We start from the raw sequence: 19,902 nt of genomic DNA, 5'->3' as shown, positions 1-19,902 counted from the left end.
GATCTGAACCACAACGTTGCAACCTGCTTGCAACCTCCCCGCTCCTACGCTGAAGCCATAGCAAGGCCACCATCATGCGGAGCAAAGGAGCTAGCAATGACTGTTTATGCACAGCCGGGTGCCGAGGGTTCGAAGGTCACGTTCAAGGACCGTTACGAGAACTGGATCGGCGGCGAGTGGGTTGCCCCGGTCAAGGGGCAGTACTTCGAAAACATCACTCCGGTGACCGGGAAGGCCTTCTGCGAGGTTGCGCGGGGCACGGCCGAGGACATCGAGCTGGCCCTGGACGCAGCGCACAAGGTGGCTCCGTCCTGGGGCAAGACCTCAGCGACCGAGCGTGCCGCAATCCTGAACAAGATCGCCGACCGCATTGACGAGAATACCGAGCTGCTGGCCGTGGCCGAGAGCTGGGACAACGGCAAACCGATCCGGGAGACCCTGAACGCTGACATTCCCTTGGCGGCGGACCACTTCCGCTACTTCGCCTCCGCGATCCGGGCGCAGGAAGGCCATCTGTCCCAGCTGGACGAGGACACCACGGCGTACCACTTCCGCGAGCCGCTGGGCGTGGTGGGCCAGATCATTCCGTGGAACTTCCCCATCCTGATGGCTGTGTGGAAGCTCGCCCCGGCACTGGCCGCGGGCAACGCCGTCGTCCTCAAGCCCGCCGAGCAGACTCCATCCTCCATTCTTGTCCTGATGGAGCTGATCAGCGACCTGCTGCCTGCCGGTGTGGTGAACGTCGTCAACGGCTTCGGCGTCGAGGCCGGCAAGCCTCTGGCTTCCAGCCCCCGGATCCGCAAGATAGCCTTCACCGGGGAGACCACCACGGGCCGGTTGATCAGCCAGTACGCGTCCCAGAACCTGATCCCGGTGACCCTTGAACTGGGCGGCAAGAGCCCGAACATCTTCTTCGACGACGTCGCCGCGCAGAACGACGCGTTCTACGACAAGGCCCAGGAAGGCTTCACACTCTTCGCCTTCAACCAGGGCGAAGTGTGCACCTGCCCGTCCCGCGCCCTGGTCCAGGAAGGCATCTACGACTCCTTTATGGCGGACGCCGTGGCCCGGACCAACAAGATCATCCAGGGCAACCCGCTGGACACTGAAACCCAGCTGGGTGCCCAGGCCTCGAACGACCAGCTGGAGAAGATCCTCTCCTACATCGACATCGGAAAGCAGGAAGGCGCCAAGGTCCTCACTGGGGGTGCCCGGGCCCAGCTGGACGGTGACCTGGCCGGCGGCTACTACGTCCAGCCGACAATCTTCGAGGGCCATAACCGGATGCGGATCTTCCAGGAGGAGATCTTCGGCCCGGTAGTTTCCGTGACGAAGTTCAGCGACTACAACGACGCCATCGGCATCGCCAACGACACTCTGTACGGACTCGGGGCCGGCGTATGGTCCCGCAACGGGAACGTCGCCTACCGTGCAGGCCGGGAAATCCAGGCCGGCCGCGTGTGGGTGAACAATTACCACGCCTACCCGGCCGGTGCCGCGTTCGGCGGATACAAGTCCTCCGGCATCGGACGCGAAAACCACGCCATGATGCTGGATCACTACCAGCAGACCAAGAACCTCCTGGTCAGCTACAACGAAAACAAGCTCGGCTTCTTCTAGGCCGCACTTAGCCCGGCGGGGAGGGATCGGCACAGATCCCTCCCCGCCAAACCATCGCGGCCACCCCGCAGGAACAGCAGCACTCCTAGAACAACGCTTCAACGACGCAAGGATTTCGCCAATGACGACGACAATGCAAGCAGCCGTAGTAACCGAATTCGGAAAAGACCTTCAGATCCAGTCCCTCCCCATTCCCACTCCTGGCCGGGGGGAAGCGCTGGTCAAGGTCATCACCACCGGCGTCTGCCACACCGACCTGCACGCCGCGGAGGGGGACTGGCCCGTCAAGCCCTCCCCGCCGTTCGTGCCTGGCCATGAAGGCGTGGGCGAAGTTGTTGCCCTCGGTGAAGGCGTCACCGACCTGGCAGTCGGGGACCTTGTGGGTAATGCCTGGCTCTGGTCCGCCTGTGGCGACTGCCAGTACTGCCGGACCGGCTGGGAAACGCTGTGCGAAGCCCAGCAGAACGCCGGCTACAGTGTGGACGGCTCGTTCGGGGAGTACATGCTGGTAAACAGCCGGTTCGCCGCGAGGATTCCGGCAGGTTCGGACCCCGTGGAGGTTGCTCCGGTGCTGTGCGCCGGTGTCACCGTCTACAAAGGGCTGAAGATGACTGAGGCCAAGCCGGGCCAATGGGTCACCATTTCCGGCATCGGCGGCCTGGGGCACATCGCGGTCCAGTACGCAGTGGCCATGGGCCTGCGGGTCGCGGCCGTGGACATCGCCGATGACAAGCTTGCCCTGGCCAGGAAGCACGGCGCGGAGCTCACCGTCAACGCGCTGCACGAGGATCCTGCCGAAGTCATCCAGCGCGAAACCGGAGGCTGTCACGGCGTCCTGGTCACGGCAGTGCACCCGTCGGCATTCGGGCAGGCGATCGGCATGGCCCGGCGCGGCGGGACCATCGTCTTCAACGGACTTCCGCCGGGAGACTTCCCTGCACCGATCTTCGAGATTGTGCTCAAGGGCCTGACCGTCCGCGGCTCGATCGTGGGGACGCGGCAGGACCTGGAGGAAGCGCTGGACTTCTACGCGCAGGGCAAGATCCACCCGACCGTGTCCACGCGTGAGCTCTCCGAGGTCAACGCGGTCCTTGATGAGATGAAGCATGCCAAGATCGACGGCCGTGTGGTGCTGAGGTTCTAATGCCCCACAACCGGCTCGACGCCGCAGTGACGCTGCCCGGGGAAGACTTTTCCCGGGTGGCGCTCACCGCCCCCTCCATCGAATTGCTCAAGAAGCTGTGGGAGCAGCATGGGCCGCTCATGTTCCACCAGTCCGGTGGTTGCTGCGACGGCTCCTCGCCCATGTGCTACCCGGCCGGCGAGTTCATAACCGGCGACTCGGACGTTTTGCTCGGCCTTTTTGACATCGGAGATAGCGAACGGCCCCAGCCTTTGGAGTTCTGGATGTCCCGGGAACAGTTCAACTACTGGTCGCACACCCACCTGACGGTGGACGTGGTGGCAGGCAGGGGGAGTGGCTTCTCCGTGGAATCACCAGAGGGCAAACGCTTCCTCATCCGCTCCGCCTTGATGGACTGGAACGTCCCCAAGCTCTGAGGATGAGCAGCTCGCGTCTCACGATTCGGGACAAAAGTGATTGTCCGCTGGATGGACACTACCCTTGATGAGTCTGTTTCCAACACCCATTAAGATTGTGGACTCATCTATGAACCTCTTCCGGACCAAGTCAATCGAGCAGTCCATTGCGGACGCCGATGAACCCGGACGCAAGCTCAAGCGTTCCCTCAGCACCTGGGATCTGATGATCATGGGTGTCGCCGTCGCCGTCGGCGCCGGGATCTTCTCCGTCGGCGCGAAAGCCGCCGCAAACTTTGCCGGGCCCGCCGTGACGATTTCCTTTGCCGTCGCAGCCGTCACGTGCGCCCTGGCCATAATGTGTTACGCCGAATTCGCTACCGCCATCCCGGTGGCGGGGTCCGCGTACGTCTTCACCTACGCCACCATGGGTGAAGTCCTCGCCTGGATCATCGGTTGGAACCTCATCCTTGAACTCTTTACGGCTGCTGCGGTCATCGCCAAGTACTGGGGCATCTATCTGAGCAAGGTGTTCGGCCTCATGGGCGTCGATATGCCGCCGGCCCTGAACATCGCAGGCGTGGACCTCTACTGGGGCGCGTTCCTGATTGTCGCGATCTTCACGGTGCTCTTGGTGCTCGGCACCAAGCTCTCCGCCCGCGTGGGCAACATCTTCACGCTGATCAAGATCGCCGTGGTGCTGTTCGTGATTGTGGTCGGCTTCACCTACGTCAAGTTCTCCAACTACACGCCCTTTGTCCCGGCATCGCAGCCCACCGGCGGCAACGACGGCGCGGACGTGATGAAGCAGTCCTTCTTCGGCTTCCTCACCGGTGCGGTTCCGGCGCAGTATGGAACTCTGGGCATTTTTGCCGGCGCAGCCTTGGTGTTCTTTGCGTTCATCGGTTTCGACGTGGTTGCCACGTCCGCGGAAGAGGTCAAGAACCCGCAGAAGACTCTGCCGCGGGGCATCTTCGGCGGACTGGCGCTCGTGACGGTGCTGTACATCCTGGTCTCCCTGGCCCTGACCGGCATGGTGTCCTACACACAACTGGCCGAAGCCAAGAGCCCCACCCTCACCACGGCCTTCGAGGCTGTTGGAAATACCGACGCGGCCAAGGTCATTGCCTTCGGTTCCCTGATCGGTTTGACCACCGTCATCATGGTGCTGCTCATGGGACTTGCCCGCGTGGTCTTGGCCATGAGCCGCGACGGATTGCTCCCGCGGTCGTTGTCCAAGACGAGCGACAAGCGCTCGACGCCGGTCCGCCTCCAAATCATCTGTGGCGCGGCCGTGGCGATCGTGGCTGGCCTTACCAATGTGGATCTCCTTGAAGAAATGATCAACATCGGCACGCTTTCGGCGTTCGTCATGGTCAGCCTCGGCATCCTGGTGCTGCGTAAGAAGCGCCCGGACCTGAAGCCGGCTTTCCGGGTTCCGTTTGGCAAGGTGCTTCCGGTAGTTTCCGCTGTCCTGTGCCTCTACCTGATGACGAACCTGGCCGTGGAAACCTGGATCTTCTTCGCCATCTGGCTGGCAATCGGACTTGCCATCTACTTTGCATACGGCCAGCGCCACTCCCGCCTGAACGAGAAGTTCGCTGCGGCGAAGGCTGCGGTCGCTGGGAGGAGCGGCGACTCCAGCGGTTCAACCGACTCAAGCGACGACGAGGACAGCCTCAGCAAGGTCTGATGCCCCTGACTGGATCCATGGCCCCCTCAAGCTTCGGCTTGAGGGGGCTCCCCATTGGACTCCGACACATGCGGCTCTAACGCTTACGGGGCCGCGTGCGGCTCTAACGCTTACGGGGCCGCGTGCTCGTTGACCCACTCCACGAGCGGTCGCAGTACCTCCCAACGCTGGGCGATCTCTTCTTTGGCCGAGGGCTGCGACATCCACTCAGGTTCGCCCAAAGTCACCCCGGCAGACAGGGACTTGTGCTTGAGGAGCTCGGCGCGTGGATGGTCTTTGTCGAAACCACGCGGCACGGTCTTGAGTTTCTCCCCTTCAACCGCGAAACCTGCCGCGGCAATGGTATCGACGATTTTCTGGAGTTCTTCTCCACTGGCCGGTGCATCCGTGGCGGCGCGGAACCGGGCAATCTGCTCAGGAGTTCGCGAGTGGCATCCGCCGCCCACGAGTAACCCGTCCGCACTGAGCTGAAGGTAGAAGCCCACGCCCTCCTTGTGGGCAGCAAACGCGCCCTGCGCCGTTTTGTAAGGCGACTTGTCCTGGGAGAAGCGGACATCCCTGTTGGGGCGGAAGACCTTGCCCGGCCCGAACCTTGGCTCAAGCTCCTCCAGCAATAGCGTCAGAGGCTCCTTCACAGCGGAGTCGTAAATGTCTTTGTGCGCCAGCCACCATTCTCGGTTGTTATTCTCTTCAAGCTCGGCATAGAAGGCGATGGCCGCTGCGGGGATCCCGGTAAATGTGCTCATGTAAGGATCCTATGGACGACAACGCCGAGCTAGCCAGAGCCATTGTCGGCTATGTGGAAAACTCGTCGCGGAGAGGCAGATCTCTCGGTCCGTATCTTATTTCGCGTTCCGCCGGCTACAACCTCAGGAACCGCAACAAGCCACGGTTTTGATGCGCATCAAAAAGCAACCCCGCCGCGGAGAATCCGCAGCGGGGTTGCCTGTTGTTGGACGTTGTTAGAGCTTGTTGGCTGCTTCAGCAGCCGACTCGCCCTGGCCGGCGCCGAGGTTGGCGCGCAACTTGGCGCCGAGTTCGGCGTCGACGTTGGTCCAGTACTGGATGGCGCGTTCCTTGATGCCGGGGCTCTTGACGCCACCCACAGCGCCCGTGATGGTGTCCAGCAGACGGGCCTTGGCGCCGTCGTCGTACACTTCGCGGTAGAGAGCGCCGGCCTGGACGAAGTCTCCGTCCTCGGCGTGCAGCGAGTGTGCGGAGAGCGTCAGCTCGCCATCGTTCTCCCAGCCGCCAGCCGGGTTCTGCGGTTCAACAGCAGCCGGGCCACCCACGGAGTTCGGTGCGTAGACCGGAACCGTGGGAGCGTTGAACAGGTAGCGTCCCGAGCCGTCCTGGCTGTAGTTGTTGACCTGGTTCTTCGGCTGGTTCACCGGGATCTGGGCGTGGTTGGTGCCGACGCGGTAACGGTGTGCGTCAGCATAGGAGAAGATGCGTGCCTGCAGCATCTTGTCCGGGGAAGCTGCGATACCGGGAACGAAGTTCGACGGCGCAAAGGTGGCCTGCTCGATCTGCGCGAAGTAGTTCTCCGGGTTCTTGTTGAGCTCCATGGTGCCCACGTGGATCAGCGGGTAGTCCGCGTGCGGCCAGACCTTGGTGAGGTCGAACGGGTTGAAGCGGTACGTCTTGGCGTCCTCGTAGGGCATGACCTGGACGTGCAGCTCCCAGGACGGGAAGTTGCCGGCGGCGATGTTTTCCTGGAGGTCGCGGATGTAGAAGTCCGCGTCCGAGCCGGCCAGCTCTTCAGCCTGGTCGCCCGTGATGGTCTTGACGCCCTGGTTGGACTTGAAGTGGTACTTGACCCAGAAGCGCTCGCCCTCGCCGTTGATCCACTGGTAGGTGTGCGAGCCGTAGCCCTGCATTTCACGCCAGGAAGCCGGCAGGCCACGATCGCCCATGAGCCAGGTGACCTGGTGTGCGGACTCGGGGGAGAGGGTCCAGAAGTCCCACTGCATGTCGGCGTCACGCAGGTGCGTGCCCGGGAGGCGCTTCTGCGAGTGGATGAAGTCCGGGAACTTGATGCCGTCTCGGATGAAGAAGACGGGGGTGTTATTGCCCACGAGGTCGTAGTTGCCCTCGGAAGTGTAGAACTTCACGGCGAAGCCGCGGGGGTCGCGCCAGGTGTCCGGGGAGCCGTTCTCGCCTGCAACGGAGGAGAATCGGATGAGCATGTCCGTCTCGACGCCGGGCTGGAACAGGGCTGCCTTGGTGTACTTGGAAACGTCCGAGGAAGTCTTGAAGGTACCGAAAGCGCCGCCACCCTTGGCGTGGACAACACGCTCCGGGACTCGCTCGCGGTTGAACTGTGCGAGCTTTTCCACCAGGTAGTGGTCGGTCAGGATGATGGCACCATCGGCGCCGACGGACTTGGAATGCGCATCCGAAGTGACTGGTGCGCCCGACTGTGTTGTCGAAATGTTCGCGGTCATCGTTCTCCTATTTCGTGGGTTACTTGCGTTTGAGTAGGAAGCTGTTGTTTGGCCTGGCAGTCCTGGCAGATGCCTTGGTACAGCACATCTGCGATCTGGATGGTCATGGGTTTGGAGTGCTCATCCCAGTGCGGGGTGAGGCATGGAGCATGGCCCACGGCGCAATCGACGTCCTCCACCCGGCCACAGCTGATGCAGACGGCGTGGTGGTGATTGTCGCCCACCCGCGTCTCGTACAGCGCAGGGGAGTGGGGCGGTTCGAAGCGTCGCAGCATCTGTAGGTCCGTGAGGTCGCTCAGCACCACATAAACAGACTGCGCTGTCAGTTCGGGAAGATCCTTGCGCGCGGCAGCCAGGATGCCTTCGGCCGGGGAATGTGGATTGTGCTGAACGGCAGCGAGGACCGCCAAACGCTGCTTGGTCACGCGGCGTCCGTGAGAATGCAGGGCGGAAGCCCACGCTTCCTGGTCTGCCGAGTGATCTGCCATACCCTCATTGAAGCACTTATTATGAGTCCTTCACAATAAGGTGAGGCTAACTTCGGATGAACCGGGCAGGCGGCGGTCCGGCCGGGCACCTCCAGCTGCCTTACGCGTTGCGTCCTTAGGGGAGGATGCGTTGCCTCCGGGAGGGAGCACTTGTTGATGGGTAGGGTTGGACGGTGGCAAAACTCCTCGCTGACATGACTCCGCTTCGCGAAAGCCCCGCATTCCGCCGCCTGTGGCTCGGGTCCTCCGTGTCGATGGTCGGATCCCAGTTGACGCTCGTTGCCGTGAGCCTTGAGGTCTACAGCATCACCCAGCAGAGCCTCTACGTAGGCCTGCTGAGCGTCTTTGCCTTGGTTCCGCTGGTGATCGCGGGTTTGTTCGGCGGTGCCATTTCCGACGCTTACGACCGACGGAAAGTCGCGATCGTTTCTTCCCTCGTTTTGTGGGCCTGCAGCGCTGCCCTCGCGCTCCAAGCGTGGTTCCAACTCAACAATGTCTGGATCCTGTTTGCGCTCGTTGCGATCCAAAGCGGCGCGCAAGGCATCAACGGGCCCGCACGCAGCGCCATTATTCCCTTGCTGGTCCGGAAAGAGCTGCTGCCTGCGGCCAACGCGTTGAGCATGCTCAACATGGGCATTTCCATGACGGCAGGCCCCTTGCTTGCTGGTGTGCTGGTTGCGTCGAGCGGTTTTGGCTGGACCTACACGATCGACGCCTTCAGCTTTGCTTTCGCGCTGTGGAGCCTGTTCAAGCTTCCGCCCCTGCCCGCAGGCGAGAACGCGTCGGCACCCGGCCTTCGCTCGGTCGTCGAGGGCTTCCGGTTCCTGGGCACCCGGCCGAATCTCCGCATGACCTTCATCATCGATCTCATCGCGATGATCTGCGCCCAGCCGCGCGCCCTCATGCCGGCCATTGGCGCCACCATGATCGGCGGCGGTGACACCACCGTGGGTGTACTGCTCGCCTCCGTGGCAGTGGGCGCCTTCCTAGCGGGGTTGTTCTCAGGCCCCCTGGGAAGGGTGCGGCGCCAGGGCAGTGCGGTGGTATGGTCCGTGGCCGGATGGGGCTTCTCGATCGCAGCGTTCGGCCTGGTGGTAGTCCTTGCGGGCGATTCTGGTCGCGGTGGCGTGACCCCTTGGATAGTCCCCGCCGCCATCTGTTGTGCCCTTGCCGGAATCTCGGACTCCGTCAGTGCGGTCTTCCGCACAACCATCCTGCAATCAGCCACTCCGGATCACATGCGGGGACGGTTGCAAGGCGTGTTCATCGTGGTAGTTGCCGGAGGTCCGCGAGTGGGGGACATGCTCGCTGGTGGCGTCACCAAAGTTCTCAGCGAAGGCCGGGTACTACTCCTGGGCGGCGTGCTGTGTGCGGTCCTGGCCTGGCTCGTGGCCCGTTGGCAGCGCGGATTCCTCCGGTACGACTCCGTTCACCCCGTGCCGTAACCGCGCCCTAGCCCAGCGCCGCATTCCGCAGCCCCAGGCCGGAACGTCCGGACCGCCGTCGGCGTTAATGGGAACAGAACCAGCATGAATGCAAGACAACAGCGAGAGAACTGCAAGAAAGTAGTGAAGTGCACAATCATCACAATGGCCTGAAAACCGCAGCGCTGTTCGGTGTGCTTTGGGCGGTGCTGCTGGGGCTCGGTGCCCTGATCGGCGCGGGCACCCGCAGCGCGGCGCCCATCTGGATCATGGCCCTGGTCGGTGTCGCGACAACGGCCTACGGATATTGGAACAGCGACAAGATTGCCATCCGTTCCATGGCCGCCTACCCGGTCTCGGAGGCGCAGGCTCCCCAGCTGTACCAAATCGTCAGGGAGCTCTCAGTGCGGGCAAACCAGCCTATGCCGCGGATCTACGTTTCTCCGACGATGACCCCCAACGCCTTCGCCACGGGACGCAATCCGAAGAATGCCGCCGTGTGCTGCACCGAAGGCATCCTGAACCTGCTTGACGCACGCGAGCTACGCGGCGTTCTCGGCCATGAGCTCATGCACGTCTACAACCGCGACATCCTCACCTCGTCAATCGCGGCCGCCGTCGCCGGCGTCATTACCTCTGTGGGCCAGATGCTGCTGTTCTTCGGTGGCGGGGACCGGCGGAACGCCAATCCGATTGCCTTGCTCGCCATGGCGCTCCTGGCGCCGTTTGCCGCCTCTCTGATCCAGCTCGCCATTTCCCGTACCAGGGAGTACGACGCCGACCACGACGGCGCGGAGCTCACCGGCGATCCGCTGGCGCTCGCCTCAGCCCTGCGCAGGATCGAAGCGGGTGTGAAGCAGGTGCCGCTGCCACAGGACCAGCGCCTCGTGAATACCTCGCACCTCATGATTGCCAACCCGTTCCGCGGCGGAGCCATGACTAAGCTTTTCGCCACCCACCCGCCCATGCGCGAGCGCATCGAGCGGCTTGAGCGGATGGCTGGACGGCCGCTTTCCTAGCCGGCGGTCCAAGAGTCGCCGGTCCAGCGCCGCAATCGACGACGGGCGGCTTCATGCGAACAAGCCCTCACCAATGAAGCCGCCCGCCTTGATGCCTGGGGGAACCGCGAACAGGCCGGAGCCGGTGTGCTTCAGGTATTCCAGGGCCAGCTTGTCGCTCTTAGCCATGGCCATCTGCATGGGTACGTAGTGCGTCCGCGGGTCCTTGACGAAGGCGATGAAGAACAGGCCTGCGTCGAGGTGGCCGAGTCCGTCCGAGCCGTCGGTGTAGTTGTATCCGCGGCGGAGCATCTTCACGCCGTCGTTCTGGCTCGCGTGCGCCAGCCGGACGTGGGAGTCGACGGCGATCAACGGCTCGCCGTCGCGTCCCTTGATCCCGAAGTCCGGCGCCGTGAATTCCTCTCCCCCGGACAGGGGCGCTCCCGCACCCTTGGTGCGGCCGATCAGCCCTTCCTGTTCGCGCAGCGAGGTCCGGTCCCAGATCTCGATGTGCATCCTGATCCGCCGGGAAACCAGATAGCTGCCTCCAGCCATCCAGGCTTCTCCAGAACGGCTTCCGGCGGTGGCCCACACGTGCTGATCGAGCAGCGCGGCATCCTCCGCCTTAATGTTGGCCGTGCCGTCCTTGAAACCGAATAGGTTACGCGGGGTCGTTTGGGCCCGTGACGTGGACGAGGTCCGGCCAAAGCCCAGTTGGGACCAGCGGACGCGCACCTTGCCGAAGCCGATGCGCGCCAGGTTGCGGATCGCGTGCACAGCCACCTGGGGGTCGTCAGCACAGGCCTGGACCACAATGTCGCCCCCCGTCCGTTCTGGCTGGAGGGCGTCGCCGGGGAAGTGCGGCAAATCGATCAGGGCGTCCGGCCGGCGACCGTCCAGGCCAAATCGGGCCTTGCCGTCCTTTTCGAAGAGGCCGGGGCCAAAGCCAAAAGTCAGGGTCAGCTTGCCGGCCGCGAGGTCAAGGGCCTCACCTGTGTCTTCGGGTGGCGCATCGTAGGGGCCGTCGACGGCACCAGTTCCTCCCGTTGTACGGCCGGCGGTCATTGCTTCGGCCGCGGCAGTCCAGTTCTTCAGGAGCTTGATCACCGCGGCCCGGTCCTCAACGGTCACGTCGAAGGCAGCCATGTGGAGACGGTCCTGCGCCGGCGTGACGATGCCTGCCTGGCGTTCGCCGTAGAACGGAACCACATTGCTTGCAGCGCCGGCCGGGACCGCCGCTGCCGCCACGGCATCATGGCTCAGGAAGCCGGCGGCTAGGCCGGCTGCGGCACCGGCACCGCCCACGCCGGCGAGGGAAAGCAGCCCTCGACGCGACAGGCCGCGCTTGGCGGACCCGACGTCGGACGCGGCCGCCGACTCGGGAGCGGCGGCAGGAGCGGACCCGACGGCGTCAGCCTGGGTGCCGCCGTCGGGCGCCTCAGCGGACTTGCCGCTGGAAGGGCAGCCGCTCACAGGACCACGGCCGAGGTGAGCTTCGACAGCGGCTCTCCCAGAGCGTCGACGAGGGCTGCGAGCTGCTGGACCTCGGTGGCGCTGAGCTCGTTGTAGTACGCGAAGCCGTCACCCTTGGCGTGCTTCTTGAGCTCGGCCTGCAGGGCTGCGAACTTCTCGTCGAGGCTATTGGCGAGGGCGGCATCTTTCTGCGTGAGCGCGGGCTTGAGGCTTTCGAAGGCGATCCGGGCGCCGTCGACGTTGGCCTGGAAGTCCCAGAGGTCTGTGTGGGACCAGATTTCCTCCTCGCCGGTGACCTTGCCGCGTGCAACTTCGTCCAGGAGTTCCTTGGCTCCGTTGCCGAGCTTGTCCGCGGAGAGTTCCACCGTGCGGGTGCGCTTGCCAAGTTCCTCAGTATCGGCCACGAGCTGCGTGGCGATCTTGGCGCGCTCTGCGGCGGTCAGCGCCGTGTGACCCGCTGGCGGGAACAGGTCTTTTTCGGCGCGGTGCCAGCCAGTCCATTCCTGGCCGGGCTCAAGGTCGGCTTCGCGGGCGTCCAGCTTGGGGTCGAGGTCGCCGAAGGACTCCGCGACGGGTTCGATCCGCTCCCAGTGCATGCGGGTCGCGGCGTAGAGCTCCCGGGCCTTGCTGGCGTCACCTGCAGCGTAGGCGTCAGCGAATGCCTTGGTGCCTGTGACGAGCTGCTCGGTCTGGTCCTTGACGTACGCCGCGTACTGCTGGACGCCGGAGTCCACGAGCTTCTGGAAATCAGCGTCGACGGCGGTTTTGTTTCCCGAGTCCGTGACTTCGAAGGCTGAGCGGATGCCGTCGCCCTGCATGCCGGGCTTGCACGCGGTGGTGTACTTGCCTGCCGGGGCAGTGACCACCAAGTTGCGGGTCAGGCCAGGACCGATGTTCTCCACTTCGCCGACGATCCGTAGGCCGTCTTCGGCGAGGAGGTAGAACTCGGTGATTTCCGTGCCTTCGTTCTTGACCGCGAAGCTCAGGTTGCCGCTGGGGACGCTGCCGGTGGAAACCTTGCACTCAGTCCTGGTGCTGGTGACCTGGATCGGTCCGGCGGAGGTGCTGGAGCCGGGGGTCTTTGCGTTGTCCGTGCACCCGGTGAGTGCCAGGGGAACGGCTGCGGCTGCGGCGACGAGGGCAAGCGACGTCCGGAACCGGGAAGTCATTTTGGGCAGGGGAGTGCCAGGCATGGGGTTTCCTTCTGTTTTTTAGGGGGTGCGAGAAACGTTTAGGCGGCGTTTGTGGCCTGGGAAGCGGCGGCGTTTCCTGCTGCCGCGTCGCTGGAGGACTTTGCGGGCGTGGAACTATTGGCGCGGATGTAGAAGTAGAGCACCGGGATCACGTACAGCAACCAGGCTCCGGCTTCGAGCCACGTGGTGGCCGGAGACAAGTTGAGGGTGCCCTTCAGCAGGGTGCCGTACCAGGACGACGGCGGGATGGTGGCGGAGACGTCGAACGCGAGGCTGTGGAGCCCTGGCAGGATTCCTGCCTCCTGGAGGTCGTGGATTCCATAGGCCAGCACGCCGCCCGCGATCACGATGAGCCCGACGCCGGTCCACGTGAAGAAGCGCGAGAGGTTGACCCTCAGGACCCCGCGGTGCAGCAGGTATCCGAGCCCGGCGGCAACGGCCAGGCCGAGCAACGCGCCGATCAGGGGCTGCGTTGACTCTCCGGCGGCCTGGGCCGCTGCCCAGAGGAACAGCGCCGTCTCAAGGCCTTCGCGGCCCACCGCGATGGCGGCAACGAGGACGAGACCCCACGCGGCGCCGTCGGCCATCTTGTCCACTTGCGACTTGAGCTCGCCGCCGAGGCTGCGGGCAGTGCGCGCCATCCAGAAGACCATCCAGGTGACGAGCGCGACGGCGACAATGGACAGTCCGCCTCCGATCGCCTCTTGCGCCGCGAAGGTCAGCCCCTGCGGGCCGAAGGTGAGCAGGGCGCCAAAAGCGATGGACACCGCCACCGCGATGCCGACGCCGGCCCAAAGCCGGGGGAGCAGCGAGCGGCGTCCGGTCTTGACCAGGTAGGCCATGAGCAGGACCACAACGAGTGTGGCTTCAAGGCCTTCGCGCAGGCCGATCAGGAAGTTCGCGGTCATGTGGAATCTTTCGTTAGGGGAGCCACACTTAGGCTCGCCTAAGGAAGTACAGTACCCGCTTGGCGTGATTGCGCAAAAGAAACGTGTCGTAATTATTTTGAGATTGCACGGTGGTGGTTGTCACGCGCGGCAGTCTTTTGACCTCCGCGGATCGTTCCAGTCGCGGAATCCCGGGGTCTTCGCAAGACCTCGACCCCAAAAAGTTGCGCGGCGTGACACGCCTACCCCCATTAACGACGACGGCGCGTTGCCCGCTCAGGGGGCAACGCGCCGTCGTCGCACTTCAGGATGGCGGCCTGGGCCACAGCAAGTCTTAGCTGCGGAAGTTCACGAACTGGAGATCGGCCTCTTCGAATTTCTTCAGGATGTTCATGGTTTCCTGCAGGTCATCGCGGGACTTCGATGTGACGCGGAGCTCGTCGCCTTGGATCTGGGACTTGACGGACTTCGGGGCCTCGTCGCGGATGATCTTGTTGATCTTCTTTGCCATGTCCTGGGCAATGCCCTCCTTGATGGAGCATTCCAGACGGAATTCCTTGCCGGAAGGGTAAGGCTCGCCCTGGTCGAGGGACTTCAGGGAGATACCGCGCTTGATGAGCTTGGACTGGAACACGTCCAGAACGGCGAGAATGCGGTCCTCGGAGTTGGCTTTCATGAGGATCTTTTCGCCGCTGAAGTCGATCTCGGCGCCGACGCCCTTGAAGTCGTATCGCTGTGCGATTTCCTTCTGGGACTGGTGGAGCGCGTTGGCGACTTCCTGCTTGTCTACCTTGCTGACGACGTCGAATGTGGATTCGCCTGCCATGACTCTCCTTTTGATCGGTGGGTGTGGCCCGGAAACGGGCGGTTTTGTCTGCCATCCAGCCTAGTACGGAAGCACCCGGTGTGTGCGGTACGTTCACAGTTCGCTCACAGCACACGTATGGTCGGAACTGAGACTGCCCCGACAGAGTTGTATCAGTTTGAAGAGCCCATCCTGAAAGGGAGCACCATGAGCAACCAGGCCGTCCGATACGTCACCAAGTCAGCTGCCGCCGCCGCCGGCTCAATCGGAGTCGCCGCTGCCACCGCTGCGACCGCGGTTGCAGCCGCGGCACTCGCGGCCTCCGTGGTCCTGAGCCCGGTCCCGGACGCGGCATCCCGGATGGATGGTGTCCACGCTGACCTGCTGCGGGCGGTGCAGCTCAACCAGATCACGATGGAGCAGGCGGCCAGTTTCGAGGCCAAACTGGTGGGCCGGATACTCGGAGATGCCTGAGTTTTCCGCTGATTTTGGGGCTCCGAGGCCTCGATTCGATTCTTCGGCAGAAGTTCTGTAAGGTTGTCTTGCTCGCGGTTACCGGATCGGAAACGAAACGATGATCGGGAGTGACTTCTTTTGAAGTTTGGCAGATTACCCGAGCGGCCAAAGGGGGCTGACTGTAAATCAGCTGGCAACGCCTACGGGGGTTCGAATCCCTCATCTGCCACAAAATTAAATCCCCGGAACCATGTGGTTCCGGGGATTTTTTGTTCGTCCGTGTTGTTTGGATCGACCCCGGTTCGACGCGGAAAATCGTCTGCGCCGCGCAGCTGGACCTCGACACTCGGATTCGGGTGTCGACACGGATTTTGCGTGTCGGGGGTGGATTTCCGTGTCGCTGTCTCTCGGCAGCGCACGACGGCGGTTGCTCACCGGCGGCGCCATGCCCCGCCCGGTTTTAGCTCGCGCTGCCAGGCTCCAGCCAGTATCCATCCAGGTGGTGCACCAATTGGCGACCCAGCCCACCGGACAACTGGATCCACAGGGTACTGCGGTCGCTGGTCATGCCATCCAAGGTGCCGACGATCCTGTTGCCGCGGGTGTCCTGCAGGACCAGTTTCTGGTGGAGCGGAAGTTCCGGCCACACATCTGCGTGTGCCTTTGTGATTTGGGTGGTGCTCACGGGATCTCCTTGATACCTTCTGCAATTTATTTTCAGACATTCTGCCGGTGGCACGTGAACCCGCGGTAAACGCCGTGCCATGCAACGACACACAATACAAAGCTATCGTCGAATGTTACTGGGTAGTAACATGGCGGTTATGCATCTGCTTCTCCGAACTCTCCTGCTCTTGTTCACCTCGTCCAAGCGGAGCCGACTCAGCGTATGGGACACCTCGTCGCTGCCTATGCAAGTGCTGCCCACAGACATCGACATAGCAATGCATGTCAATAACGGCATGTATTTCTCCCTGATGGATCTCGGACGCTTCGACCTCATGGTGCGCGCCGGGATCTGGCAAAAGATGCGTCGCCGCGGCTGGAGTCCGGTGGCTGCGGGGGAGACCATCGCCTTCCGAAAGTCCCTGCAGCTCTGGCAGCAATACACCATCGAGTCCAAGATCATCGGACTTGATTCCAAGGCCATCTACTTTGAACAGCGCATGGTGGTGGATGGCGAGATCTATGCACGCGCGCATATTGCCACACGGCTTGTCGCCAAAGGCCGGCCCGTGAGCCAGGAGGAAATCCTGGCCGAGTTCGGGGAACCTCCCGCAGACCTTGAGCTTCCGGAATGGATCCACGAGTGGCGTGAGAACAACGCGCTCCCCGGCGCCCGCAAAGCCGCACCTCACCTCTGGCACTAGCATCTCTGGCGCTAACGCCTCAGACCACTAGACCCGCGGGGCCGGGTGCCAAGGCCGCCGGACGCCCGCATGCCGCGTTACGCCCCGACGTCGCGCCTTTGCAGCGCAACCGCACTCAGCAACACCAGCCCTGCCGAGATTCCCCACAGCCAGCCGGCGGCAGCCCAATCCGCCCCATTGGTCACCGGTGAGTTGCCGTAGGCCCAGTGATACGGGGAGAGATTGAGCAGCCAGCCAAGGTCCGGGCTTTGCCTGCCCACGGCGTTGAACACGTAGCCCAGCACGCCGATAGCAGTCCCCGCAGCCAGCCCGTACGCTTTCCGCCCCGTCAATGCGCCGGCGAACAATGCCCCCGTGCCGCTGAGGAGTGCGAGTCCGGCAAACATGACCGTGGCGCCGAACAGGTTCTGCGGGTTGATTTTCAGCTGCGCCGATTCATTGAGCGAGAGGATCAGCACTTCAACCAACACGGCGAGCAGAACCACGCGCAAGGCCATAGCCAGGGCCCGCTCCAACGCGACTTGGATCCTGGTCACCCCGTGGGCGAGCGTGAGTTCCAACTGTCCGGACTCCTCGTCACCGGCTACGGCCGCAGCGCCCCAGGACACAGTGGCGATGGTCATCAGGAGGAAGCCGATGAGCCCGAGCACCGTGGCTTGGGTGTACCCGGTGCCGGTGGCGATCTGGTCGTAGTTCAAGGCCTTGGTCATTTCCGGGGGCAAGGCATTGATCATTCCCTGCATCTGCGAGCTGCCGCCGATCGAAGGGAAGAGTGGAAGATAGAGAGCGATCGCAGCCGCCAATCCAGCCGCCCAACCCAGCGTTGAACGCCAAGGGTCCAGGAATGCGCGCCTGAAGAGAGGCAGTTTCCTATTCATTGCCGGCTCCTTTCGTTGCCTCCAGCGCCTCGTGGCCGTTGCCGTTGCGCTTGCCGTTGCCTGTCATCCCGTACAGCTTCAGCACCGATTCCTCCAGGTCAGGCTCTTCCAACACCAGATGCGTCAGTTGAAGCGTGGACAGCGCCTGCACCAGCGGCTGGATGTCCCCTTCTAGAACCGCGGAGACCCCGACGCCGTCGCCCACTTTGAGCACCTCAAGCGCTCCGACGCCGGGTACCCGGCCTAGCAGCGCACCGGCGTCGTCCGCTCTGATGCCGCTGGCGGTGAGGCGCAAGTGCCGGAGCGCGGTCTCGCGGAGGGCATCGACGGTGGCCACTGTGACGATCTTGCCGTCCCGCAGGATCGCCACCTCGTCCGCGGCCTGCTGGACTTCGCTGAGGACATGCGAACTCAGGAAGACGGTCTGACCGTTGTCGCGGGCTTCCCGCACCATGGCCAGGAACTCCTGTTGGACCAAGGGATCCAGCCCGCTGGTGGGTTCGTCCAGAACGAGGAGCTCGGGGCTGTGCATGAATGCCTGGACCAGCCCAAGCTTCTGCTTGTTGCCTTTGGAAAGCTTGCGCGTGTGGCGGTCGAGGTCCAGGTCCAAACGCTCAGCGAGTTCGTCGATGCGTCCGGGTTTCACCGGGCCGCTGATCGCTGCGTAGTGGTCCAGGAGCCTGCGTCCGGTGATGCGCTGTTCCAGGAATAGCTCGCCCGGGAGGTAGCCGATCCTGCGTCGCAGCTCGGGTCCTGCGTGGCGCGGATCTTCGCCGAGCACCTGAACATGTCCACCGCTTGGGCGGATGATGTCCAGCAGGCAGCGCATGGTGGTGGTCTTTCCGGCACCGTTGGGGCCGATGACGCCGAACACGCTGCCCGGTTCCACCCTGAAGTCGATGCCGTGCAGGACTTCCCGACGGCCGAACGTCTTGCGCAGGCCTTCGACGACGATTGCCTGTTTCATGATGCGGTCTCCGTTCCAGTGGGTTCCGGTGCCGGTGCCTGCAGCGCTGCGCGCGCGGCATCGAGGAACCGGGTGTCTGAGTAGAAGCCGTGGGTATAGAGGTCGATGGTGGGGAGCGTCAGTGCGCGGAGCATGTCCGGACCCAGCTCGCTCGTTCCGACTGCCCGGGCCGCGTGCCTGCCGAGCACCAGCGTCGATAGGCTATTCGTCGCGACCACGACGGCGGTGGTCGCCACGTCGTCGAAGGCTCGGATAGTGCCGCCAGCGATTCCGGCCTCGATGATGGCCCGGGTCTGGGCCACCACGGCATCAAAGAAGGCGTCGCCCGCGTCGGACTCGTCGCTGAGGGACTGCCGGACATACGCGATCTCGTGGGCGTATTGCTCAGGGTGGGACAGGAAGTTCTGGATCTGTGTGCCCACCGCCTGAGGATCGGTCTTCCGGATGCCCTGCCCCGCGGTTTCGGCCAACACGTGGTTGTCGCAGGCTTCGCGGAGGCCGGCTTTGCTGCCGAAATGGTGGATCACGAGGCCCGGGCTGACTCCTGCCTCGGCGGCGACGGCCCTGATGGTGGCGGCGGAGAAGCCTTGCCGACCGAACAAGGCAATGGCGGCATCCCGGATGCGGGCTCGGGTGTTGAGATCCTCTGCTGTTGAACGCATGTTTAACATGCTAAACATATGTTCAACTTCTCGCAATGGTTTGGTGATTTTCACTCGGCGGCTCGGCTCGACCGGGTCTCGGACGTCGCCGTCGTGCTTTATTCCCGGTTTGCCGGGAAGCGAACAGAGGCGACTTAGATGGCGCGGTCGCGTACCGTGGAAGCATGGCTACAGTTGACATCACCGGCGAGCAGTTCGCATCGACCATTGAGGGCAATGACATTGTCCTGGTGGATTTCTGGGCAGCATGGTGCGGCCCTTGCAGGCAGTTCGCCCCCACGTATAAAGCCGCTTCCGAGAAACATGACGATGTCTTCTTCGCCAAGGTGGACACCGAGGCGGAGCAGCAGCTCGCCGCCGAAGCCGGCATTTCCTCCATCCCCACGCTCATGGCCTTCCGCGAAAAGGTCCTCGTGTTCTCCCAGCCGGGCGCACTGAACGGACCCCAGCTGGAGCAGGTCATTGAGGCGGTCAAGGGATTGGACATGGATGAGGTCCACGCGCACATCGCAAAGCAGCGCGCCGAAAACTCCTAGAAACAGCATCGGCCGTCCCCGCAGGCGCCTTCGCTTCGGCCGGGGAACGGTGCCGGCGTGGGCCCACCCGCTTTCCGGCGGGGAACAGCCGATGCCAGTTAGAGGCGGTCGAGCTTGACCGGTTCTGCCAACAGCGCGCTGAGGGATTCGTTGAGGTCCTGGACCGCGATGCCCTTGGAATGGATGTCGAGGTGTTCCTCGGAGGCCCACTGCTCGGTCAGGACCAGCTTGTCGTCGTTGGCTTCGGTGAGCTCATAACGGATGCAGCCCGGCTCATTCACCACCTCGTCGATCGCGATTTCCAGCGCGAGCTTAACGCGGAAGAATTCGCCATCGTTGGGAATGAACGTGGCCTGCAGGTCAATGGGTGCACTCATGGGATTCACATTACCGGCTGGCCGGGCAAGCCCCCGAAATATTTTGTAGGACTTCCAAGCAAAAGCCTTCTCTTGGACCGGCGTAGTTG

At 63.3% G+C, this 19,902-nt stretch carries 21 protein-coding genes and 1 tRNA gene; 10 read left to right on the top strand and 12 right to left on the bottom strand.

Features of this window, described 5'->3' with window-relative positions; all coding sequences use genetic code 11:
- Positions 1–96: 96 nt before the first annotated feature.
- The 4 genes from LFT43_RS15985 to LFT43_RS15970 all read left to right on the top strand — a co-directional run bounded on the left by LFT43_RS15985 (position 97) and on the right by LFT43_RS15970 (position 4,852).
- Positions 97–1,620 carry an aldehyde dehydrogenase family protein gene (locus LFT43_RS15985; RefSeq protein ID WP_395798377.1) on the top strand — a complete coding sequence of 508 codons (1,524 nt, stop codon included), beginning with the start codon at positions 97–99 and terminating at the stop codon, positions 1,618–1,620.
- 121 nt (positions 1,621–1,741) lie between these two features.
- The gene (gene adhP / locus LFT43_RS15980; RefSeq protein WP_395798375.1) at positions 1,742–2,764 is read left to right on the top strand and encodes an alcohol dehydrogenase AdhP; all 1,023 of its coding nucleotides are present in this window, start codon (positions 1,742–1,744) and stop codon (positions 2,762–2,764) included.
- Complete coding sequence (locus LFT43_RS15975; RefSeq protein WP_395798373.1) at positions 2,764–3,180, top strand: DUF779 domain-containing protein; 417 nt, start codon at positions 2,764–2,766, stop codon at positions 3,178–3,180. The genes adhP and LFT43_RS15975 overlap by 1 nt, the downstream gene beginning before the upstream one ends.
- Positions 3,181–3,289: 109 nt before the next feature.
- Positions 3,290–4,852, top strand: coding sequence for an amino acid permease (locus LFT43_RS15970; RefSeq protein ID WP_395798371.1), 1,563 nt, complete (start codon positions 3,290–3,292; stop codon positions 4,850–4,852).
- Between the two features lie 110 nt (positions 4,853–4,962).
- Here the strand turns inward: LFT43_RS15970 and LFT43_RS15965 are convergent, their stop codons facing one another.
- The 3 genes from LFT43_RS15965 to LFT43_RS15955 form a co-directional block, all read right to left on the bottom strand.
- Positions 4,963–5,598 carry a DUF2461 domain-containing protein gene (locus LFT43_RS15965; RefSeq protein WP_395798369.1) on the bottom strand — a complete coding sequence of 212 codons (636 nt, stop codon included), beginning with the start codon at positions 5,596–5,598 and terminating at the stop codon, positions 4,963–4,965.
- Positions 5,599–5,814: 216 nt separating this feature from the next.
- Positions 5,815–7,299, bottom strand: coding sequence for a catalase (locus tag LFT43_RS15960; protein WP_395798367.1), 1,485 nt, complete (start codon positions 7,297–7,299; stop codon positions 5,815–5,817).
- Entirely contained in the window at positions 7,296–7,787 is a 492-nt protein-coding gene (locus tag LFT43_RS15955; protein ID WP_395798365.1) for a Fur family transcriptional regulator, read from the bottom strand. The genes LFT43_RS15960 and LFT43_RS15955 overlap by 4 nt, the downstream gene beginning before the upstream one ends.
- A gap of 173 nt (positions 7,788–7,960) precedes the next feature.
- Here LFT43_RS15955 and LFT43_RS15950 point away from each other — a divergent pair, with 173 nt between their 5' ends.
- A complete protein-coding gene (locus LFT43_RS15950; protein WP_395798363.1) occupies positions 7,961–9,232 on the top strand; it encodes an MFS transporter in 1,272 nt (423 codons plus the stop codon).
- Between the two features lie 128 nt (positions 9,233–9,360).
- On the top strand, positions 9,361–10,230 hold the full coding sequence (htpX, locus tag LFT43_RS15945; protein WP_395798361.1) for a zinc metalloprotease HtpX: 870 nt from the start codon (positions 9,361–9,363) through the stop codon (positions 10,228–10,230).
- Positions 10,231–10,281: 51 nt separating this feature from the next.
- Here the strand turns inward: htpX and efeB are convergent, their stop codons facing one another.
- The 4 genes from efeB to LFT43_RS15925 form a co-directional block, all read right to left on the bottom strand.
- A complete protein-coding gene (gene efeB, locus LFT43_RS15940; protein ID WP_395798359.1) occupies positions 10,282–11,682 on the bottom strand; it encodes an iron uptake transporter deferrochelatase/peroxidase subunit in 1,401 nt (466 codons plus the stop codon).
- A complete protein-coding gene (gene efeO / locus LFT43_RS15935; RefSeq protein WP_395798357.1) occupies positions 11,679–12,875 on the bottom strand; it encodes an iron uptake system protein EfeO in 1,197 nt (398 codons plus the stop codon). Before efeO ends, efeB begins: the two co-directional genes overlap by 4 nt.
- 38 nt (positions 12,876–12,913) lie before the next feature.
- Positions 12,914–13,783: an iron uptake transporter permease EfeU gene (gene efeU / locus LFT43_RS15930; protein WP_395798355.1), complete on the bottom strand. Its 870-nt coding sequence runs from the start codon at positions 13,781–13,783 to the stop codon at positions 12,914–12,916.
- A 313-nt stretch (positions 13,784–14,096) separates the two neighbouring features.
- Positions 14,097–14,588, bottom strand: coding sequence for a YajQ family cyclic di-GMP-binding protein (locus LFT43_RS15925; protein ID WP_395798353.1), 492 nt, complete (start codon positions 14,586–14,588; stop codon positions 14,097–14,099).
- A gap of 186 nt (positions 14,589–14,774) precedes the next feature.
- Here LFT43_RS15925 and LFT43_RS15920 point away from each other — a divergent pair, with 186 nt between their 5' ends.
- On the top strand, positions 14,775–15,041 hold the full coding sequence (locus LFT43_RS15920; RefSeq protein WP_268020669.1) for a hypothetical protein: 267 nt from the start codon (positions 14,775–14,777) through the stop codon (positions 15,039–15,041).
- A gap of 129 nt (positions 15,042–15,170) precedes the next feature.
- Positions 15,171–15,252: transfer RNA gene (locus LFT43_RS15915), tRNA-Tyr, on the top strand.
- A 231-nt stretch (positions 15,253–15,483) separates the two neighbouring features.
- On the opposite strand, the gene LFT43_RS15910 is transcribed toward LFT43_RS15915, so the two are convergent.
- On the bottom strand, positions 15,484–15,708 hold the full coding sequence (locus LFT43_RS15910) for a hypothetical protein (protein ID WP_395798351.1): 225 nt from the start codon (positions 15,706–15,708) through the stop codon (positions 15,484–15,486).
- Positions 15,709–15,847: 139 nt separating this feature from the next.
- Between LFT43_RS15910 and LFT43_RS15905 the strand changes: the two genes are divergently transcribed.
- On the top strand, positions 15,848–16,393 hold the full coding sequence (locus LFT43_RS15905; protein WP_395798349.1) for an acyl-CoA thioesterase: 546 nt from the start codon (positions 15,848–15,850) through the stop codon (positions 16,391–16,393).
- A gap of 77 nt (positions 16,394–16,470) precedes the next feature.
- Here the strand turns inward: LFT43_RS15905 and LFT43_RS15900 are convergent, their stop codons facing one another.
- Genes LFT43_RS15900 through LFT43_RS15890 form a run of 3 tightly spaced genes read right to left on the bottom strand, consistent with a single transcriptional unit; the run spans position 16,471 to position 18,900 of the window.
- Positions 16,471–17,271, bottom strand: a complete 801-nt coding sequence (locus tag LFT43_RS15900; RefSeq protein ID WP_395798347.1) for an ABC transporter permease subunit — start codon at positions 17,269–17,271, stop codon at positions 16,471–16,473.
- Entirely contained in the window at positions 17,264–18,238 is a 975-nt protein-coding gene (locus tag LFT43_RS15895) for an ABC transporter ATP-binding protein (protein WP_395798345.1), read from the bottom strand. Before LFT43_RS15895 ends, LFT43_RS15900 begins: the two co-directional genes overlap by 8 nt.
- A complete protein-coding gene (locus LFT43_RS15890) occupies positions 18,235–18,900 on the bottom strand; it encodes a TetR family transcriptional regulator (RefSeq protein WP_395798343.1) in 666 nt (221 codons plus the stop codon). The genes LFT43_RS15895 and LFT43_RS15890 overlap by 4 nt, the downstream gene beginning before the upstream one ends.
- Positions 18,901–19,064: 164 nt before the next feature.
- On the opposite strand from LFT43_RS15890, the gene LFT43_RS15885 reads away from it, so the two are divergent.
- A complete protein-coding gene (locus LFT43_RS15885) occupies positions 19,065–19,436 on the top strand; it encodes a co-chaperone YbbN (RefSeq protein WP_265981735.1) in 372 nt (123 codons plus the stop codon).
- 98 nt (positions 19,437–19,534) lie between these two features.
- On the opposite strand, the gene LFT43_RS15880 is transcribed toward LFT43_RS15885, so the two are convergent.
- Entirely contained in the window at positions 19,535–19,813 is a 279-nt protein-coding gene (locus LFT43_RS15880; protein ID WP_395798340.1) for a putative quinol monooxygenase, read from the bottom strand.
- Between the last annotated feature and the right edge of the window lie 89 nt (positions 19,814–19,902).

It is taken from the genome of Arthrobacter sp. FW306-04-A (assembly GCF_044358315.1).
Classification (GTDB): Bacteria; Actinomycetota; Actinomycetes; order Actinomycetales; family Micrococcaceae; genus Arthrobacter.
This window is presented reverse-complemented; position numbering and strand designations above follow the sequence as displayed.

What these genes read in the sequence shown, in the direction of transcription:
- LFT43_RS15985 (WP_395798377.1), top strand. Translation starts at nt 97, where the DNA reads ATGACTGTTTATGCACAGCCGGGTGCCGAGGGTTCGAAGGTCACGTTC.
- adhP (WP_395798375.1), top strand. Translation starts at nt 1,742, where the DNA reads ATGACGACGACAATGCAAGCAGCCGTAGTAACCGAATTCGGAAAAGAC.
- LFT43_RS15975 (WP_395798373.1), top strand. Translation starts at nt 2,764, where the DNA reads ATGCCCCACAACCGGCTCGACGCCGCAGTGACGCTGCCCGGGGAAGAC.
- LFT43_RS15970 (WP_395798371.1), top strand. Translation starts at nt 3,290, where the DNA reads ATGAACCTCTTCCGGACCAAGTCAATCGAGCAGTCCATTGCGGACGCC.
- LFT43_RS15965 (WP_395798369.1), bottom strand. Translation starts at nt 5,598, where the DNA reads ATGAGCACATTTACCGGGATCCCCGCAGCGGCCATCGCCTTCTATGCC.
- LFT43_RS15960 (WP_395798367.1), bottom strand. Translation starts at nt 7,299, where the DNA reads ATGACCGCGAACATTTCGACAACACAGTCGGGCGCACCAGTCACTTCG.
- LFT43_RS15955 (WP_395798365.1), bottom strand. Translation starts at nt 7,787, where the DNA reads ATGGCAGATCACTCGGCAGACCAGGAAGCGTGGGCTTCCGCCCTGCAT.
- efeO (WP_395798357.1), bottom strand. Translation starts at nt 12,875, where the DNA reads ATGCCTGGCACTCCCCTGCCCAAAATGACTTCCCGGTTCCGGACGTCG.
- efeU (WP_395798355.1), bottom strand. Translation starts at nt 13,783, where the DNA reads ATGACCGCGAACTTCCTGATCGGCCTGCGCGAAGGCCTTGAAGCCACA.
- LFT43_RS15925 (WP_395798353.1), bottom strand. Translation starts at nt 14,588, where the DNA reads ATGGCAGGCGAATCCACATTCGACGTCGTCAGCAAGGTAGACAAGCAG.
- LFT43_RS15920 (WP_268020669.1), top strand. Translation starts at nt 14,775, where the DNA reads ATGAGCAACCAGGCCGTCCGATACGTCACCAAGTCAGCTGCCGCCGCC.
- LFT43_RS15905 (WP_395798349.1), top strand. Translation starts at nt 15,848, where the DNA reads ATGCATCTGCTTCTCCGAACTCTCCTGCTCTTGTTCACCTCGTCCAAG.
- LFT43_RS15900 (WP_395798347.1), bottom strand. Translation starts at nt 17,271, where the DNA reads ATGAATAGGAAACTGCCTCTCTTCAGGCGCGCATTCCTGGACCCTTGG.
- LFT43_RS15895 (WP_395798345.1), bottom strand. Translation starts at nt 18,238, where the DNA reads ATGAAACAGGCAATCGTCGTCGAAGGCCTGCGCAAGACGTTCGGCCGT.
- LFT43_RS15890 (WP_395798343.1), bottom strand. Translation starts at nt 18,900, where the DNA reads ATGCGTTCAACAGCAGAGGATCTCAACACCCGAGCCCGCATCCGGGAT.
- LFT43_RS15885 (WP_265981735.1), top strand. Translation starts at nt 19,065, where the DNA reads ATGGCTACAGTTGACATCACCGGCGAGCAGTTCGCATCGACCATTGAG.
- LFT43_RS15880 (WP_395798340.1), bottom strand. Translation starts at nt 19,813, where the DNA reads ATGAGTGCACCCATTGACCTGCAGGCCACGTTCATTCCCAACGATGGC.